This window comes from Pseudomonas sp. RC2C2 (genome assembly GCF_018390435.1).
Lineage (GTDB): Bacteria > Pseudomonadota > Gammaproteobacteria > Pseudomonadales > Pseudomonadaceae > Aquipseudomonas > Aquipseudomonas donghuensis.
On sequence record NZ_JAHBAX010000002.1, the window covers coordinates 471,639 to 487,531 of the forward strand.

General features: G+C 64.2%; 16 protein-coding genes and 1 riboswitch. Of the genes, 2 read left to right on the top strand and 14 right to left on the bottom strand.

Translation table 11 applies throughout. The features are described from left to right. Entirely contained in the window at nucleotides 1-420 is a 420-nt protein-coding gene (locus tag KHO53_RS20700) for an RDD family protein (protein ID WP_010225322.1), read from the bottom strand. Nucleotides 421-547: 127 nt separating this feature from the next. Here KHO53_RS20700 and KHO53_RS20705 point away from each other — a divergent pair, with 127 nt between their 5' ends. Beyond that, the gene (locus KHO53_RS20705; RefSeq protein WP_026001436.1) at nucleotides 548-898 is read left to right on the top strand and encodes a hypothetical protein; all 351 of its coding nucleotides are present in this window, start codon (nucleotides 548-550) and stop codon (nucleotides 896-898) included. A gap of 6 nt (nucleotides 899-904) precedes the next feature. Here the strand turns inward: KHO53_RS20705 and KHO53_RS20710 are convergent, their stop codons facing one another. From KHO53_RS20710 to aotJ, 12 genes are all read right to left on the bottom strand, one after another. Continuing rightward, on the bottom strand, nucleotides 905-1,594 hold the full coding sequence (locus KHO53_RS20710; RefSeq protein ID WP_026001435.1) for a YoaK family protein: 690 nt from the start codon (nucleotides 1,592-1,594) through the stop codon (nucleotides 905-907). 208 nt (nucleotides 1,595-1,802) lie between these two features. Further along, nucleotides 1,803-3,944, bottom strand: a complete 2,142-nt coding sequence (locus KHO53_RS20715) for a TonB-dependent receptor (protein WP_213570747.1) — start codon at nucleotides 3,942-3,944, stop codon at nucleotides 1,803-1,805. A 107-nt stretch (nucleotides 3,945-4,051) separates the two neighbouring features. Beyond that, nucleotides 4,052-4,257: riboswitch (cobalamin riboswitch) on the bottom strand. Nucleotides 4,258-4,372: 115 nt separating this feature from the next. After that, a complete protein-coding gene (locus KHO53_RS20720) occupies nucleotides 4,373-4,930 on the bottom strand; it encodes a GNAT family N-acetyltransferase (protein ID WP_010225316.1) in 558 nt (185 codons plus the stop codon). 95 nt (nucleotides 4,931-5,025) lie between these two features. Continuing rightward, the gene (locus KHO53_RS20725) at nucleotides 5,026-5,370 is read right to left on the bottom strand and encodes a carboxymuconolactone decarboxylase family protein (protein ID WP_026001434.1); all 345 of its coding nucleotides are present in this window, start codon (nucleotides 5,368-5,370) and stop codon (nucleotides 5,026-5,028) included. A gap of 166 nt (nucleotides 5,371-5,536) precedes the next feature. After that, entirely contained in the window at nucleotides 5,537-6,436 is a 900-nt protein-coding gene (gene lpxO, locus KHO53_RS20730; RefSeq protein WP_010225312.1) for a lipid A hydroxylase LpxO, read from the bottom strand. 76 nt (nucleotides 6,437-6,512) lie between these two features. Beyond that, the gene (locus KHO53_RS20735; RefSeq protein ID WP_010225309.1) at nucleotides 6,513-7,025 is read right to left on the bottom strand and encodes a bifunctional diaminohydroxyphosphoribosylaminopyrimidine deaminase/5-amino-6-(5-phosphoribosylamino)uracil reductase RibD; all 513 of its coding nucleotides are present in this window, start codon (nucleotides 7,023-7,025) and stop codon (nucleotides 6,513-6,515) included. Between the two features lie 76 nt (nucleotides 7,026-7,101). Next, entirely contained in the window at nucleotides 7,102-8,007 is a 906-nt protein-coding gene (locus KHO53_RS20740; RefSeq protein ID WP_010225307.1) for a MurR/RpiR family transcriptional regulator, read from the bottom strand. 82 nt (nucleotides 8,008-8,089) lie between these two features. Next, nucleotides 8,090-8,854, bottom strand: a complete 765-nt coding sequence (locus KHO53_RS20745) for an ABC transporter ATP-binding protein (protein ID WP_010225304.1) — start codon at nucleotides 8,852-8,854, stop codon at nucleotides 8,090-8,092. A gap of 19 nt (nucleotides 8,855-8,873) precedes the next feature. Beyond that, nucleotides 8,874-9,986, bottom strand: coding sequence for a succinylglutamate desuccinylase/aspartoacylase family protein (locus KHO53_RS20750; protein ID WP_010225302.1), 1,113 nt, complete (start codon nucleotides 9,984-9,986; stop codon nucleotides 8,874-8,876). 9 nt (nucleotides 9,987-9,995) lie between these two features. After that, a complete protein-coding gene (locus KHO53_RS20755; RefSeq protein ID WP_374045246.1) occupies nucleotides 9,996-10,691 on the bottom strand; it encodes an ABC transporter permease in 696 nt (231 codons plus the stop codon). Nucleotides 10,692-10,704: 13 nt separating this feature from the next. Then, nucleotides 10,705-11,394, bottom strand: coding sequence for an ABC transporter permease (locus KHO53_RS20760; RefSeq protein WP_010225298.1), 690 nt, complete (start codon nucleotides 11,392-11,394; stop codon nucleotides 10,705-10,707). Between the two features lie 24 nt (nucleotides 11,395-11,418). Continuing rightward, nucleotides 11,419-12,195 (bottom strand): L-arginine-binding protein AotJ, encoded by a 777-nt coding sequence (gene aotJ / locus KHO53_RS20765; protein WP_100782258.1) that lies wholly within the window; start codon nucleotides 12,193-12,195, stop codon nucleotides 11,419-11,421. Between the two features lie 148 nt (nucleotides 12,196-12,343). On the opposite strand from aotJ, the gene thpR reads away from it, so the two are divergent. After that, nucleotides 12,344-12,883, top strand: coding sequence for an RNA 2',3'-cyclic phosphodiesterase (thpR, locus tag KHO53_RS20770; RefSeq protein ID WP_213570748.1), 540 nt, complete (start codon nucleotides 12,344-12,346; stop codon nucleotides 12,881-12,883). Between the two features lie 533 nt (nucleotides 12,884-13,416). Here thpR and KHO53_RS20775 read toward each other — a convergent pair. Beyond that, a complete protein-coding gene (locus KHO53_RS20775; RefSeq protein WP_213570749.1) occupies nucleotides 13,417-15,867 on the bottom strand; it encodes a TonB-dependent siderophore receptor in 2,451 nt (816 codons plus the stop codon). Between the last annotated feature and the right edge of the window lie 26 nt (nucleotides 15,868-15,893).

Here is a 15,893-nt window from a genome sequence, read left to right on the forward strand (position 1 = left end):
TCAACCTTCGCTCAATTGCTGGCGCAGCGCCCTGAGGTCGCGGGTGTCCATTACATAGGTGCGCGCCAGCCAGTCGCCGGGCCGCTGGCAATAGCGCGACTCGGCGCACAGCCAGACCACGATCAGGCCGAAGGCTGCCTCGATCGGCCGGGTGATGCCGCGCAGCAGCGCCTGGAGCAAACTGGGGGGCTGGCCGGCACGGTTGATCACGCTCAGCCCCAGCAGCAGCTTGCCCGGTGTTTGCCCGCGCATCAGGTACTCGAACAGCGGAAAGTACAGCAGTTGCATCAGCAGCATGCCGTCTTCGCCACGGCCAAGGCCCAACAGGGCCAGGGCGAACCAGGCGCCGAAGGCGAGCAGGGTATCGAGCAACCAGGCGCCGATGCGGCGAATGATCAGGGTGGTGCGGGAGACGTGCATGGTCGGAGGCTCGCATTCCTGGTTGTAAGGCACACGACTGCAGGGCGGCCGGTGCTTTATGCATCCGGGTTGTCTCTTTGACGCCAGGGCAATGCTACAGTCACGTTTTTTTCGACGAGGATGAGTCATGCGGGTAGTAATGGCGATGGTCGCTGCAGCGTTGTTGGCCGGTTGTGCGTCTTCGGCCATGGAGGCGGCGCGCAGCCAGGCGCCCACCAAGGCCTTCAGTTCGAGCAAGGCGGCGGATGTGGTTGCCCAGTGCATCCAGTTCGGCTGGCAGGACGAGGAGGTCTTTGGCGTCGACGCCAGCGGTTACCTGGAGCCTGGCAAACAAGGCGGCTTCACCGTGTACACCCGCGAGGCCGAATCCTTTGCCGACATCCGCGCCCAGGGCGGCAGCACCGCAGTCAGCTACTACGCCAAGCACAACGACAGTGTCGCCCTGCGCCGCATGGCTGCCCTGGCCACCTGCCTGTAAGCCTGCCTAGCGGGGCATGTACCTGAGCTGCCAGCGTCGCGGGATTTTCAGCGAGAGCAAACCCAGCGTCGTCGCCAGCACGGCGCTGAACAGCAGCGCCGCCAGGTCGAAAGCCTGCTCCAGCAGCACCCCGAGCACGGCGCCGACGAACATCCCGGTCCAGGGAATCAACTGCACCCGCCAGCCTTGCCGGCGCTCGCCCAGCAGCGCCCGGCCCAGGCCACGGCCGAAGCGCGAGAGGGCGCCGGTGACGTAGGTGAGGCCGATCGGCAGGCCGTTCACTTCCTCGACCACGGCGTTGATCATGCCCATGGCGGCGACTGCCGACACCAGGGCCGGCAGTTGCAGCGTGCTCGGCAGCAACGCCGCCAGTGCCAGCAGCGCGGCGATGACCAGCAACAATGGGCATGGGCGGCGACCGCTCAGGCCCGCAATCACCACCCCCAGGGCGTTGCCCACGACAAAGGCCAGCAGCACGGCAGCGATGCGCAGGGTCGGCCCCAGCTCGCCGTCGCCCAGCGATACCGCCAGGCGTGTGGTGTTGCCGCTCATGAACGAAACGAAATCGCCGGTGGCCATGAAGCCAATGGCGTCGGTCATGCCGGCCAGCACCGACAGCGCGGCGACAAAGTACAGACCGACCTTGCCGCGCAACCGGGCGGCTCTGGCAGACGAGGAGGTAGAACCTGGCAGCATCCTTGGCGCTCCCGATAGGCGATGAGTGGGGTTAGCGTTGTTGCCTCAGCCGTGCTTCGAGTCCGGCAATGGCAGGGTGTTCGGACCGGGAGCCAAGCGCCTGCCAGTATACATAAGCTGTCAACTTCGGGTTTGCCCAGCGGTGATCGCAACTCCCTATGGGAGCCGGCGTTGCCGGCGATGGGCTGCAAAGCAGCCCGGGTTCACCTCAGAAGGTGTAATCCACCGTCGCAAAGTACGACCGCGGCTCACCCATCAGCCACTGCTCGCCACTGTGTGCGGTGGCCGCATAACGCCGGTCCAGCAGGTTGTTCAACTGCAAGCCCAGGCGCACATCCGGCAGCACCTGCCAGCCCAGGTTGGCATCGACCACGGTAAAGCCCGGCACGCTCCGGGAGTTGGCGGTGTCGGCATAACGCTCATCGACATAACGCAGGCCCATGCCAGCATCCACGTTGTGGCTCAAGCCTTTGCTGACCCACAGGTTGGCGGTACGCCGTGGCACATTGCTTGGGCGGTTGCCGGCACGGGAGACGGTTTGCCCGCCCACTGTCTGGTCGAAATCGTCGTACTTGGCGCGCACCAACGAGGCGTTGGCCGAGACGTGCCACTGGTTGGCCAGGGCCAGTTCCAGGGTCGCTTCCAGGCCATCGGAGGTCTGCTGCCCGGCCTGTTCCTTTTGATGGGTGTCGGGGTTATCGACCAGCAGCTTCTTCTTGACGATGTGATAGGCCGCCAGGGTCCACTCGCCGCGGCCGTCCCAGAACAGTTGCTTGAGGCCGAATTCGGTCTGCTTGGCTTCGGTCAGGTCGAACTGCTGCTGGGTCGGGCTCAAGGTGACCAGGTCGCTGACGCCATCTTCGCTGGTGGAGTACTGGCCGTACAGACTCAGCTCGTCGTTGACCGCGAACACCAGCCCGGCGCGCCAGTTGCCGCCGTTGAGGCTGCGGTCCGTGCGGGTGTCGTTGACCAGGTTGTTGCGGTCGATGTGGTTCTGGTCGCGGCGAATGCCGGTCACCAGCGACCAGCGCTCCGACAGCTGCGTGCGGTTCTCGGCGAACAGGGCAAAGGTGCGGGTGGTGCTGTCGGTCTGCGGGCGGGTCGGATCTTTACTGTGGAAGTACCCTGGCGCCGGCTGCCATGGGTCGATGAAGTCGCCGCCGATGTCGTTGTACGGCGAGTTGCTGTCGATGCCGAAACGGATGCGGTTGTATTCGGCGCCGACCACGGTCTTGCTGGCCAGGCCAAACAGCGAATGGTCAAAGGTAAAACTCTGACGGTCGCCGATCTGCTCCTGATCGTGCTTGATTTCAAGGTAACTGCCACGCTGCAGTTGGCCGACGCTGTTGTTCCAGCTGTAGTCCTCGGCGTTGCGCCAGTGCCGGCGGCTCTTGAGGTAGTACAGCTGGTTGCTGGCGCTGATCGAATCGCTGATGGCCCAATCAGTGTTAAAGCGGGTCCATTCGTCGTGGTAGTGCTGGGCCGAATCCTTGAGGTTGTAGTTTTTCTTGCCCAGGCTGTCGCGGTAATGGCCGTCGATCAGCGGCGTGCCGAAGTAGTTCATCGGCTCGGCGTCGCCGCGCTCGTGGGCGAGGGTGAAGCTCAGGTCGTCGCTGGCGTCGAAGCGCAGGGCGGCGCTCATGGCCAGGTTCTTCGAGTCGCCACGGTCGATCCAGCCGTTGCTTGCCTGGCGGTTGAGGGTCATCCGGTAGCTCAGCCGCTCGCTCAGCGAACCGCCGCTGTCCAGGCCCAGTTGCTGGCGATCGTAAGACCCGTAGCCCAGGCGCAGCTGGTTGCGGATCTCGCCGGCAAACGGCTTTTTCGCGATCACGTTGATCACCGCACCCGTGGCGCCTTCGCCGTACAGCACCGAGGCCGGGCCGCGGATCACGTTGATGCGCTCGACCATCCACGGGTCGACCGGGAAGCTCTGGGTGCCGGCGCCGGTGTACATCCGCGAACCGTCGAACAGGGTCATCACCGAGCCGTGACCGCTGAAGCCGCGGGCCGACAGCGCCGTGTTGCCGTTGCCCGGGGTGGCCACCGAGGTGATGCCCGGCGAACGGGTCACGGCGTCTTGCACGGTGAGGTTGTTGCGTCCCTCGATGACCTCGCCTGCGAGGCTGCTGGTGCTGGCCGGGGTGTCCATGGCGCTGAGGTTCAGGCGCGAGCCGGTCGGCAGCGGGGTGGCCAGGCTGATGGTTTCGTTGTCGCTGCTGCTGGTGATGGCCGTCGAGGGCAGGGCCAAGGTAGAAGGGCGGGTGTCATCGGCGAAAGCCGGCACGCAGAAGGCCAGGCAGGGAGCCAGGGCATTGGCCGCCAGGGTGTGAAGCTTGGAGTTACGGGACATGTCGTTCCACAGTCAACAGGAAGAATGAATCCCGGAGGGAACAACGCACGGAGGAATGGCGCGCGCAGGCGAACGCCAACCGGCCTGCGCCCGCCCACCGCGGGGTTGCCAAACAAAAGCCTCAGGCCGGTCTCCGGGCTTGCGAGGGTCATGAAGGCCTTCACCTTCCCATGCCGGAGCACAGTGGTGTTTCGAAGGCTTCGCTCGCTTACCGTTGCGGGGGCAGCGCCGGACTAGTCATTGGCATGACGCACCGGCTTCCCGTTTCACCCTGCGCACGGCGGCGCAGGACACCTGAAACTGGCGCGCATCTGAACACTGAAAGCCTTTGCAGTCAACGGCTTGGGAATCTGAGCAGATCAGCCGGCAAGCCGGCTCCTGTAGGAGCGGGCTTGACCCGCGATGATGCCAGCACAGTCAATACAGATTCAACGCCCGCGCTTGCGCGACACCACCGCCTCGATATTCTTGCGCCCGATCAGCACCGGCTGCTTCGGCTCCTCCAGCCACTTGTACATCACCAGGCTGTCCACCAGCCCCAGGCGCGCATGCCGGTAGGCCTTGGGCAAGCGCCCGACGATTGCAAAGCCAAGCTTCTGCCACAAGGCCACCGCCACCTCGTTGCTCGACACCACCGAGTTGAACTGCATGGCCAGAAAACCCAGCTCCCGCGCCAACTGCTGCGAATGCTCGCACATCAACCGGGCCACACCGCGCCCGCGGGCGGCATCGCAAACCATGTAGCCGCAATTGCTGACATGGTTGCTGGGGCCGGCGGCATTGGCCTTGAGGAAGTAGGAGCCGAGCAGCACGCCATCTTCTTCGGCCACCAGGGTCTGCAGCGGCGCGTCCAGCCACAGCTGGCGGGCTTGCTCCTGGTTCATGGCCGGGTCGAAGGCATAGGTTTCGCAGGCGCTGACAATGGCCTGGAAGGTCGGCCAGAAGCGCTCGAAGTCAGCGGCGGTCATGGGGCGGATGTGGATCATGGGGGTTCCTGAAAACGGTTCGCCTGCTAGCTTATGCGAAAATGCCAGGAAGTGGGTGAGGCGCGGCGTTGGCCGCGCACTCACTTGTGGGGAATTTACTGCTCTGCCTTGCCCACCGCATCCAGGGCCCGCGCCGAGTACACCAGCGCCGCCCCGGCATTCATCGCCACGGCCACGCCCAGGGCTTCGGCGATTTCCTCGCGGCTGGCGCCTTGCTTGACCGCCTGGGCCGAATGCACGGCGATGCAGCCGTCGCAGCGGGTAGTCACCGCCACGGCCAGGGAGATCAGCTCGCGGGTCTTGGCGTCCAGGTGGTTGGTCTTGGCTCCGGCGCCGCTGGCGGTCATGTAACCGTTGACCGTGTCGGGAGAGAGTTGCTTGAGATCGCCAATGCCGGCCATCAACTGATTACGGTAGGCATCCCAGTCCATCATGCTCATTGTCTTCACCTTGGTGTGGTTGGCAACTAGAACAGTGAAGCTAGTTTTTTTTGCGGCAGGGCGCCGTTGGTCGATGGTCGGGGAAAAGCAGGACTTTAGGAGGGGACCCATCGCGGGGCAAGCCCGCTCCTACAAGGAGCTGGCTTGCCTGCGATAGCGGTCTGAATCAGATATAGATGAACACCAGCACCAACGCCGCCACCACCGCCCATTTCTCCAGGTAGTAACGGGTGCGGTTGCGCTTCTTCAGCGCCTTGCCGCGCTCGCGGATCTTGTAGATGCGGGTGAACAGCCGGTTGATGCCACCGGTCTTGTCGCCGGCATCGTTGGGCGCGGCCGCCGCGGCCATCACGCTGCGGCTGAACCAGCGGTTGAACGCCGTGGCCCAGCGGTACTTGAGCGGACGCTCGACGTCGCAGAACAGAATGATGCGGTTGTGTTCGGTCTGGTTCGAGGCGTAGTGGATGTAGGTTTCATCGAACACCACCGCCTCGCCGTCGCGCCAGGCGTAGTTCTCGCCGTCAACGCAGATGTAGCAGCCGTCATCGTTGGGCGTGTCCAGGCCCAGGTGGTAACGGTACGAGCCTGCGTAAGGGTCGCGGTGGCGCACCAGCTTGGAGCCCGGAGGCAGGGTGGCGAACATCGCCGCCTTGACCGTGCCGATGCCTTGCAGCAGCTCGGTGGTGCGCGGGCACAGCTTCATTGCCGAAGGGTGGCTTTCGCCGTACCACTTCAGGTAGAAGCGCTTCCAGCCGCTCTTGAAGAACGAGTTGAAGCCGACGTCGTCGTAATTCTGCGAGCTCTTGATCTCGCCGACATGCAGCAGTTGCTGGGCCTCGGCGCGGATTTCCTGCCAGTTGTCCTGCAACGGCTTGAGCTCGGGGAAGGATTCAACCGGCAGGTAAGGCTTGGCCGGCAGCTTGGAGAACAGGTACAGGAACACGTTGACCGGGGCCAGGAAGCTTGAGTGATCACCCAGCTGGCGGGTGACTTTGTGCCGCACCCGGCCACGGAAATGGACGTAGGCAATGGAGAACACGAACAGTAAAACGAGGAAGATTTTCATGGGCGGATACTTGTCGATGTGGCGATGCGCCATGGCATAAGCCCGCCAGCATAAACAATCATCTCCCTGGTTTGTACTAAATGTTACCGGTTGTGTGCCCGACCATAGTGCTAGGCGCAAGCGTTTGCGTTAACGGTTCAGCGCCAGGCGGATGCTTGAGGTAGCGACCGAGGTCCCCAGCGGCCTGGGCTTGCAGCACGCCCACCAGCACCTCGATGCCCGCGGCCTCGAGCAGTGCGATACCGGCCCCGGCATTGCGTGGATCGGGGTCGAGCATGGCCACGCACACACGCTGGATGCCGCGCTTGACCAAGGCGGTGGCGCAGGAAGGTGTGCGGCCATGAAACGAGCAGGGCTCAAGGGTCACGTAGGCGGTGACGTCGTCGGCATCGCCGTCCAGCTGGGCCATGGCCATGGCTTCGGCATGGTGCTGGCCGGGCGCTTGAGTGAAGCCGCGGGCGATGATCTGGCCGTTGCGCACCAGCACGCAGCCCACTGGCGGGTTGGGCAGGCAGGCGGGCAAGGCGCGGCGGCCTTCGCTCAGGGCCTGATGCATGAACAGCTTATCGCTGGGTGAAAAACAATCCATTGTCGTTCAGCTCCTGGGGTAGTGAGTGCGCAGAGGCACGTACACAGCGTAATTCAGCTTGCGCGTCTTTGCCGCCTCACTTGCGGGTGATTTTGTTGCCGGGTACATGCAGGTAGGACATCACGCTCTCGGTCAGTTCGGTGGCCAGTTGCACCGCTTCCTTGTTACGCGCCATGACCCCGGCCACCAGGCCTTCGATCAGTGCCAGCACGGCAATGCTGGAGCTGGTCAGCACCGGGTGATCGGCGGCGGCGAACAGCGTATGACGGGCGATGGGCGCCAGCGGCGAGGCCGGCGAGTCGGTAATCGCCAGCACCGTGGCGCCGCGCTCATGGGCAAAGCGTGAGAGCTGCAGGGTGTCCTGGGAGTAACGCGGCAGGGAAATCGCCAACAGCACGTCCTGGTCAGTGATCGCCGCCAGACGGTAGGCGGCGTTTTCGTTGCCGCCCTCCATGCTGATGGCGCAGGCATCGGCGCAGAACGGTACCAGGGTCGAGGCCGCCAGGCCCGCCAGGTAGACGCTGTTGCCAAAACCCAGCACATAGACCTTGCGGGCCTGGGTCAGGCAGGTGATGAAGGCCTCGAAGGTGTCCGCCGGGTTGATGCTGCGGGTGGTCGCCAGGTTGCTGCTGGCGCTGTGGATCTGCTCGTGCAGGCCGAACTCGCCACCGGGGCGCTGGGCCAGTTCATTGCGCAGCTTGTCCACGGGCGAGACCATTTGTTGCAGGGTGCTCACCAGCTCGGCCTTCATGCCGCTGTAGCCACCCAGGTCCAGGGCCTTGGCCAGGCGGTTGACGGCGGCGGGCGAGGTGGCGGTGGCCTGGGCCATCTCTTCGATGGTCAGGGTGGCCGCCTTGAGCGGGTGACGCAGGATGTAGTCGGCCACCTTGCGCAACGACGGTTGCAACTCGGCGAGGCTTTCCGACAGCTTGCGCATGACCGGCGAGGCGTAGACGGTGGTGTTCTTCGGCGTGCTCGACATCCGTTGCAAGGCTCCCTGAAAGATGCGCCGCAGTGTATCCCAAGCCTCGCCCCGGCGTGCAGTCGGGGCGAGGCCTGGGGGCTTACTTGAGGCTGCCGGCGAGAAACTGGCGCAGCCGCTCGGACTGCGGCCTGGCCAGCACTTCACGAGGGTGGCCACGTTCTTCGGCAATGCCCTGGTGGAGGAACAGCAACTGGTTGGACACCTCGCGGGCAAAGCCCATTTCATGGGTGACCACCACCATGGTCCGGCCTTCGCTGGCCAGGTCCTGCATGACTTTGAGCACTTCGCCGACCAGTTCCGGGTCGAGCGCCGACGTCGGCTCGTCGAACAGCATCACTTCCGGCTCCATGGCCAGCGCGCGGGCAATTGCCACCCGTTGCTGTTCGCCGCCGGACATGTGCGCAGGGTAGGCGTCGCGGCGATGGCTGACGCCGACCTTGTGCAGGTAGTGTTCGGCCTTGTCGCGGGCTTCCTTGCGGTTGATGCCCAGCACCTGCACCGGGGCTTCCATGACGTTGTCCAGCGCGCTCATGTGCGACCACAGGTTGAAGTGCTGAAAGACCATGCTCAGCCGCGCACGCAGGCGTTGCAGCTGACGCGGGTCGGCGGCCCGGAGCCCGCCGCGGGGGCAGCTGCGCAGCTTCAGCTGCTCGCCGTTGACCAGGATCTCGCCGGCGTTGGGTTGCTCAAGCAGGTTGATGCAGCGCAGGAAGGTGCTTTTGCCCGAGCCGCTGGAGCCGATGATGCTGATCACGTCACCGGCGCTGGCCTGCAGCGAGACGCCCTTGAGCACCTGGTGGGTGCCGTAGCTTTTATGCAGGTCGTTGATTTGCAGTTTGTTCATCAGTCAGTACTCGCTGGTGTCAGTCGGTGAGCAGGCGGCCGTGGCGTATCGGCGTAGTGCCGGCGACCTTGGCCAGCCACAGGCCGGGTTGGGCGAAACGCAGGCGTTCACGGGCATAGAGGATGCCGTCGATGCTGGCCCTGACCACGCTGTGGCGATCGCTGAGCGGATCGATCACCTCGAACAGCGGGTCACCCGCCGACACCCATGCCCCCAAGGGTTGCAGATAGCTAACTACCCCAGGGTGTTCGGCATAGGCGTACTGGGCCCCGGCAAAGGGCGTGGCGACGCAGCACTGGCTGGGCGCCTCGGGCCAGTCTCCGCTGATCAGCCCCTGGTCGGCGAGGTAGCCGAGAATCTGCTCGGCGCTGGCCTGGCATTGTTCACGCCCGGTATCAGCCATGCCGCGCAGTTCGACGGTGGTGGCCACGCAGGCCAGGGGAATCTCGGCCTCGGGGAAGTACTCGCGCAGGCGCAGCCAGGGCACCGCACAGGCTTCATCGAAGGCGTCGCCACCGGCGTCCTCGGCCAACAGCACCGCTTCGGCACCCAGGCGGGCCGCCAGCGAGCGCAGGCTTGGCCAGTTCTGCGGCAGGGCGTAGAGCAGCATCACCGATTCGAAGTCGCAGTGCAGGTCCAGTACCAGGTCAGCATCGCAGGCGCTTTGCAGCAACACGCGGCGCAGGCCATCGAGCTCGCTGCGCGCCGCGGGCAACTCGGCGAGGGCTGCGGCCATGGCCCGGCGAATCGTTGCCACGTTGGCCGCGCCGTCACTGCCCAGTTGGCCCTCAAGGCGCGCCACCAGGGCTTCGGTCAAGGGCGGGAAATCGCGGTTGAAGTTCTTGCCGCTGTTGAACTCGAAACGGCCCTGGTGCGTGGCCTGGAACATCTGGCCAATGCCGATCGGGTTGGCCAGTGGCACCAGCTCGATCACGCCACTGAGCCGGCCCTGGGCCTCAAGTTCGCCCAAGCGCCGTTTGAGTTCGACCGCCACCCGCATGCCGGGCAGTTCATCGGCGTGCAGCGACGCCTGGATATAGGCCTTGCGCGGGCCGCTGCCGAAGCGAAACAGGCGTAGGGTGCGCTGGGTGCCGCAGGCGCTCCAGGGCAGAACATGGTCAATTTGCTGCATGAAAGCTCCTTAGTGCTTGCGCGGGGCGAGGTAGGCCAGCCAGCGGCGCTCGGCCAGCTTGAACAGGCGCACCAGCATGAATGTCAGGGCCAGGTAGATCAGCCCGGCGGTAATGAACGCCTCGAAGGGCAGGTAGTAACGGGCATTGAAGGTTTTAGCCGCGCCGGTGATATCGACCAGGGTGACGATCGAGGCCAGGCTGGTGGTCTGCAGCATCATCAGCACTTCATTGCTGTATTGCGGCAGGGCCCGGCGCAGGGCCGAAGGCAGCAGGATGCGCCGGTACATCGTCAGGCGCGACATGCCCATGGCCCGGGCCGCCTCGACCTCGCCACGGGCCGTGGACCGCAGGCTGCCGGCCAGCAACTCGGCGCTGTAGGCGCTGGTGTTGATGGCAAACGCCAGGCAGGTGCAGAAGGTCGCGCTGGACAGGTACGGCCACAGCGCGCTGTGGCGTACGGCTTCGAACTGGGCCAGGCCGTAATAGATCAGAAACAGCTGTACCAGCATCGGCGTGCCGCGGATCACATAGGTGTAGAGCCAGGCCGGATAGCGCAGCAGGCAGTTGCGCGAGACCCGCATCAGGGCCAGCGGGATCGCCAGCGCCAGGCCGCAGGCCAGGGAGATCAGCAGTACCTTCAAAGTCAGCAGGATGCCGTTGCAGTACAGCGGCAGGTTTTGCCAGATCAGCTGATAGTCGAGCATCAAACAACTCCCCTCACAGTTCGGCGGCTTTGCAGCCGACCGAGTAGCGTTTCTCGACGCCGCGCAACAGCAGCAGCGACAGGCTGGTCAGCAGCAGGTACAGGCCGGCCACGGCAACAAAGAAGGTGAACGGCTGATGGGTGGCATCGGCCGCGTTCTTGGCCTTGAACATCATGTCCTGCAGGCCGATCACCGAAATCAGCGCGGTGGACTTGGTCAGCACCAGCCAGTTGTTGGTAAAGCCTGGCAGCGCCAGGCGCACCATCTGCGGCACGCTGATCCGCCAGAACACCTGCAGGGCGCTCATGCCGTAGGCTGCACCGGCTTCGGCCTGGCCTTTGGGGATGGCCAGGAAGGCGCCACGGAAGGTTTCCGAGAGGTAGGCGCCGAAGATGAAGCCCATGGTGCAGACCCCGGCAATGAACGGGTTGATGTCGATGTACTGCTGGTAACCCAGGGCCAATGCCAGGCGGTTGACCAGGTCCTGGCCGCCATAAAACACCAGCAGGATCAGCACCAGGTCGGGGATGCCGCGCACTACCGTGGTGTACAGCTCACCCAGGCGGGCCAGCCATTTGAGTGGCGACAAGCGGCAGGCCGCGCCGAACAGGCCGAGGCAGATGGCCATGGCCATGGCCAGCAAGGCCAGGTTGATGGTCAGCCAGGCGCCATCGAGAATGCTCGATCCGTAGCCATGAAGCATGATGAAAGTCCTCGCCAGCCGGGCTTAGTGGCCGTAGATATCGAACGGGAAGTACTTGCTTTGCACCTGCTGGTAGGTGCCGTTGGCGCGGATCGCCGCGATGGCGGCGTTGAGCCTGGCCAGATTGGCGCTGTCGCCCTTGCGCACGGCAATCCCGGCGCCGCGGCCGAAGTACTGCGGATCGCTGATATCCGGGCCGACCAGGGCAAAGCCTTGCCCGGCCGGGGTCTTGATGAAGCTCTCTGTGGTGTTGACGATATCGGCGAGGGTGGCGTCCAGGCGTCCGGCGGCAAGGTCGAGAAAGGCTTCGTTCTGCGAGGCGTAGCGCACCACTTCGACGCCGGCGCTTTCCAGCTGCTCGGTGGCGAAGCGGTCGTAGGTCGAGGCACGCTGCACGCCGACCCGCTTGCCCTTGAGATCGGTGGTCGGATCGTTGATCTGGCTGCCGGCCTTCATCGCGAACTTGCCGGGCGTGTGGTAGTACTTGTCGGTGAAATCGACCGATTTCAGCCGGTCCTCGGTAATCGACATCGACGACAGCACCGCGTCGATCTTGCGTACTTTCAATGACGGAATCATGCCGTCGAATTCCTGGATCACCCACTGACACTTGACCTGCATCTGCGCGCACAGGGCGTTGCCGATGTCGTAGTCAAAGCCTGCCAGTTCGCCTTGTGGCGTGCGGTAGGAGAAGGGCGGGTAGGCGGCCTCGATGCCGATACGCAGGCTGCCTTGGTCGGCCTGGGCGAATGCGCTGCAGGCACAGAGGGCCAGTGCGCCTAGAAGTCCGGTCTTGTTCATATTCTTGACTCCGGTGGGTGGGGTGCGCATAGAAATGACATGAATAATTTCATAAATCAATTTTATGAAAATAAAAATATCAGTTCGGCGACTGACGGCACATCCGCGCAGGGGTTAGACTCAGCATTCGACCCAAGGAGAGCACGGCATGGCCCCAGGCATTGGCGAAACCGGTGAGCCGTTCAAGCGGCTGTTCTTTGCCCTTGATTGCGGGCCAGAACAGCGCCGGGCCATTGCCCGATGGCGCGGCGAACTGGATATCGGCGCCGCCCGGCCGGTGCCGTCGGCGAACTTTCACCTGACCCTGATGTTCGTCGGTGCCGCCGGCACTGCTCAGTTGCCGGCGATCCTGGCCGCTGCCGCGGGTGTCAAGGTGCCCGGCGAGTTGCTGACGCTGGTGCTCGACCGGCTTGAGGTGTGGCGCCCGGCCAAGGCGTTGGTGCTGGTGCCCAGCCAGACGCCTGCGGCCTTGCGCCAGTTGGCGTACGCGTTGCAGCAGGCGATGCTGCCGTTGGGCATTGTCCAGGACCCGCGGGACTACCGTCCGCACCTGACCCTGGCCCGCGACTACCGTGGCAGTGAGCCTGAAGCCCTGGAGCCGGCAGCCTTTGTGCTGCGCGCGCGGCACTTCACCTTGTTCGAGTCGCGCAAGGGCCAGTACTGGCCGTTGGCGCAGTGGCCGTTATAGTCTACGACGCGCTTCGCGCTTGGCCCGTGATGAGGCCAGTACAGCCAGCACATCAGGTGGTGCCTGGATTACGACCGCTGCGCGCTCGATCGCGGGCAAGGCCAGCTCCCACAAGTCCGGCGTACGGAGCTGGCTTGCCAGCGATGAGGCCGGTACAGCCAGCACATCAGGTGGTGCCTGGATTACGACCGCTTCGCGCCCGATCGCTGGCAAGGCCAGCTCCCACAGGTTCGGCGTACACAGATCCACTGTGGGAGCTGGCTTGCCAGCGATGAGGCCAGTACAGCCAGCTCATCAGGTGGTGTCTGGATTACGACCGCTACGCGCTCGATCGCTGGCAAGGCCAGCTCCCACAAGTCCGGCATACGGAGCTGGCTTACCAGCGATGAGGCCGGTACAGCCAGCACATCAGGTGGCGTCTGGATTACGACCGCTTCGCGCCCGATCGCTGGCAAGGCCAGCTCCCACAAGTCCGGCGTACACAGATCCACTGTGGGAGCTGGCTTGCCAGCGATGAGGCCGGCACTAGCAACCTAGAACTGCGGCGTGTACTTCACGGTAAAGGTGAAGTTGCGTGGGTCACCAAAGTTGTTGTTGCCGTTGAGCTGGTTGTAGGCAGCGATGTAGTAGTGCTTGTCGAACAGGTTGTTGGCATTGAGCGCCAGGCCCACTTCCGGGGTCAGCTGGTACGCCAGGCGCGCGTTCCACACGGCGTAGCCGGGTACGTCGTAGGTATGCTCGTAACCCAGGGTATGGGACTGCGCGGTGAAGCCCAGGCCGGTGCTGACCTTGCTCCAGTCACCCGGCAGTTGGTAGTTACCCCACATGCGCAGCATGTGCTTGGGCGTCCAGGTGCTGAACACCTTGCCCTTGTTGTCCGGGTCTTCGAGGAAGGTCGTGGTGTTGTAGGTGTAGCCGGCGAACAGCTGCAGGCCGCTGAGCACTTCGCCGCTGACTTCGGCTTCGATACCCTGGCTGCGTACCTTGCCGGCGGCGGTGGAGCAGTACCAGTCATCGCAGGCAAAGCCTGAGGCCTTGTCGGTGATCGCGCGGTTTTCCTGGTCGTAGCGGAACACCGCCAGGGAGGTATTGACGCGGCCATCGAGCAGTTCGCCCTTGATGCCCATTTCGTAGTTGCTGCCAATGATCGGCTTGAGCGCCGCGCCGCCGACGGCGCGTTCGGTCTGCGGCACGAAGACGTCGGCGTAACTGGCGTACAGCGACCATTCATGGCTCAGGTCGTAGATGATGCCGACGTACGGGGTAACTTCGCCGCTTTCGGTCATGGTGCTGGTCGGGCTGACCGAAGGGGCGCGGGTGATGGCGGCATACGTGGTGGAGTCATAGCGGTAGTCGAACCAGCTGACCCGCGAACCCAGCACCAGGGTCAACGGCTCGGCCAGCTTGACCCGCCAGACGCCGTACAGGCCTTTCTGGCGCACGTCATAGCCACTGCTGAAACCACGGCCGTTGGGCTTGGCGAGCAAGCTGTCGTAGCTGATGTCCGGGCGGTGATGGTCGATAGCGAAGATGTTGTCAGTGCTGTCGTTGAAGGTGCGCGCGAACAGGTCATCGGTGGTCAGCTTCGAGTAGTTGCCACCCAGGGTGATTTCCTGCTCGAGGTTGAAGGCGTTGAATTTGCCCTCCACGTACATGTCGGCACCGATCTTGGTAGAGTCGAAATCGGTTACCCAGTCGGCATAGCTGACACCGCTGCCATCGAAGTTGATGGCATCATCAACGGTCTGTACGCGCTGGTGGGTCGACTCGTTGGTTTCACTCATGCGGATCGCACCAACGTGGAATTTCCAGTCGTCGTTGAAGCGGTGCTCAAGGTCGGCGTACAGGGTGGTGACGTCGATTTCCGAATGGTTCCAGCGCGAGCCGGTAAAGGTCGAACGCGGCACATCCAGGCCGCTGCCGTCGGCATAGCGCGGCAACCCGCGCAGCATCGGCCGCGACTCGGCGTTGGACTGGCTGACCGCGAAGCCCAGGGTGGTGGCCTCGTTCAAGTCGAAGTCCAGCGCGCCGTACAGCGAATGGGTCTTGCTCCATTCGTAGTCGACGAACGAATCGCTCTGGTCCTCGTCGGCGACGAAGCGCCCGCGCACGGTGCCGGCATCGTTCAACGGGCCGCCGGCGTCCAGTTGCAGGCCGTAGTGGTCCCAGCTGCCGGCCTTGCCGGTGACGGTCACGGTGGGTGTGTTCTGGCCGCGCTTGCGCACCAGGTTGACGGTGCCGCCCGGGCTGCCGGTGCCTTGCAACAGGCCCAAGGCACCGCGCAGCACTTCCATGCGGTCGAAGAAGATCAGGTCCTGGGTCGCCCAGTTGCCCAGCGAGTAGGTGTTGCGCGGGATCGCCACGCCGTCGTACTGCCAGTCGTCGATCTGAAAGCCGCGCGATGAAATGATCAGGCCCGGGCCTACGCCTTGCAAGCCGACCAGGCCGGTGGTCTGGTTGACCGCGTCCTTGAGGTCGACAATGTTCTGATCGTCCATCTGCTGGCGGGTCATCACCGTGACCGACTGGGGGATTTCCTTGAGCGTATGGCTGCCCTTGCCAATGGTGGTCGCCCGCGCCGCATAGGAGCCCGTGCCCTCGGTAGTGGCCGCATCGACACCGCTGCTGATGCCGCTGATGCTGGTGGCGCCCAGCTCCAGGGCGTTGCCGGTGTCGATGCTCGGCAGCACGCTGAAGTTGCCCTGTTCGGTGACCAGCAACTGCAGGCCGCTGCCGGCCAGGGCTTTTTGCATGGCCTGCACGGCGCTCATCCTGCCGACGATTGCCGGTGCCTGCTTGCCCTGGACCAACGCCGGATCGAGGGAAACGATACGGCCGCTCTGGCTGGCGATGGCATTGAGGGTGCTGGCCAGTGAGGTGGCGGGCAGGTTGAAGCTCAGGGCCTGTTCCTGGGCCTGGGCGGTGCTGGCCAGCGTAGCCAGGGCCACGGCGACAGGAAGGGCGTGGGACCAAGGGTTGAGCACGGAATTCTCCTGATTATGTTGGCGTG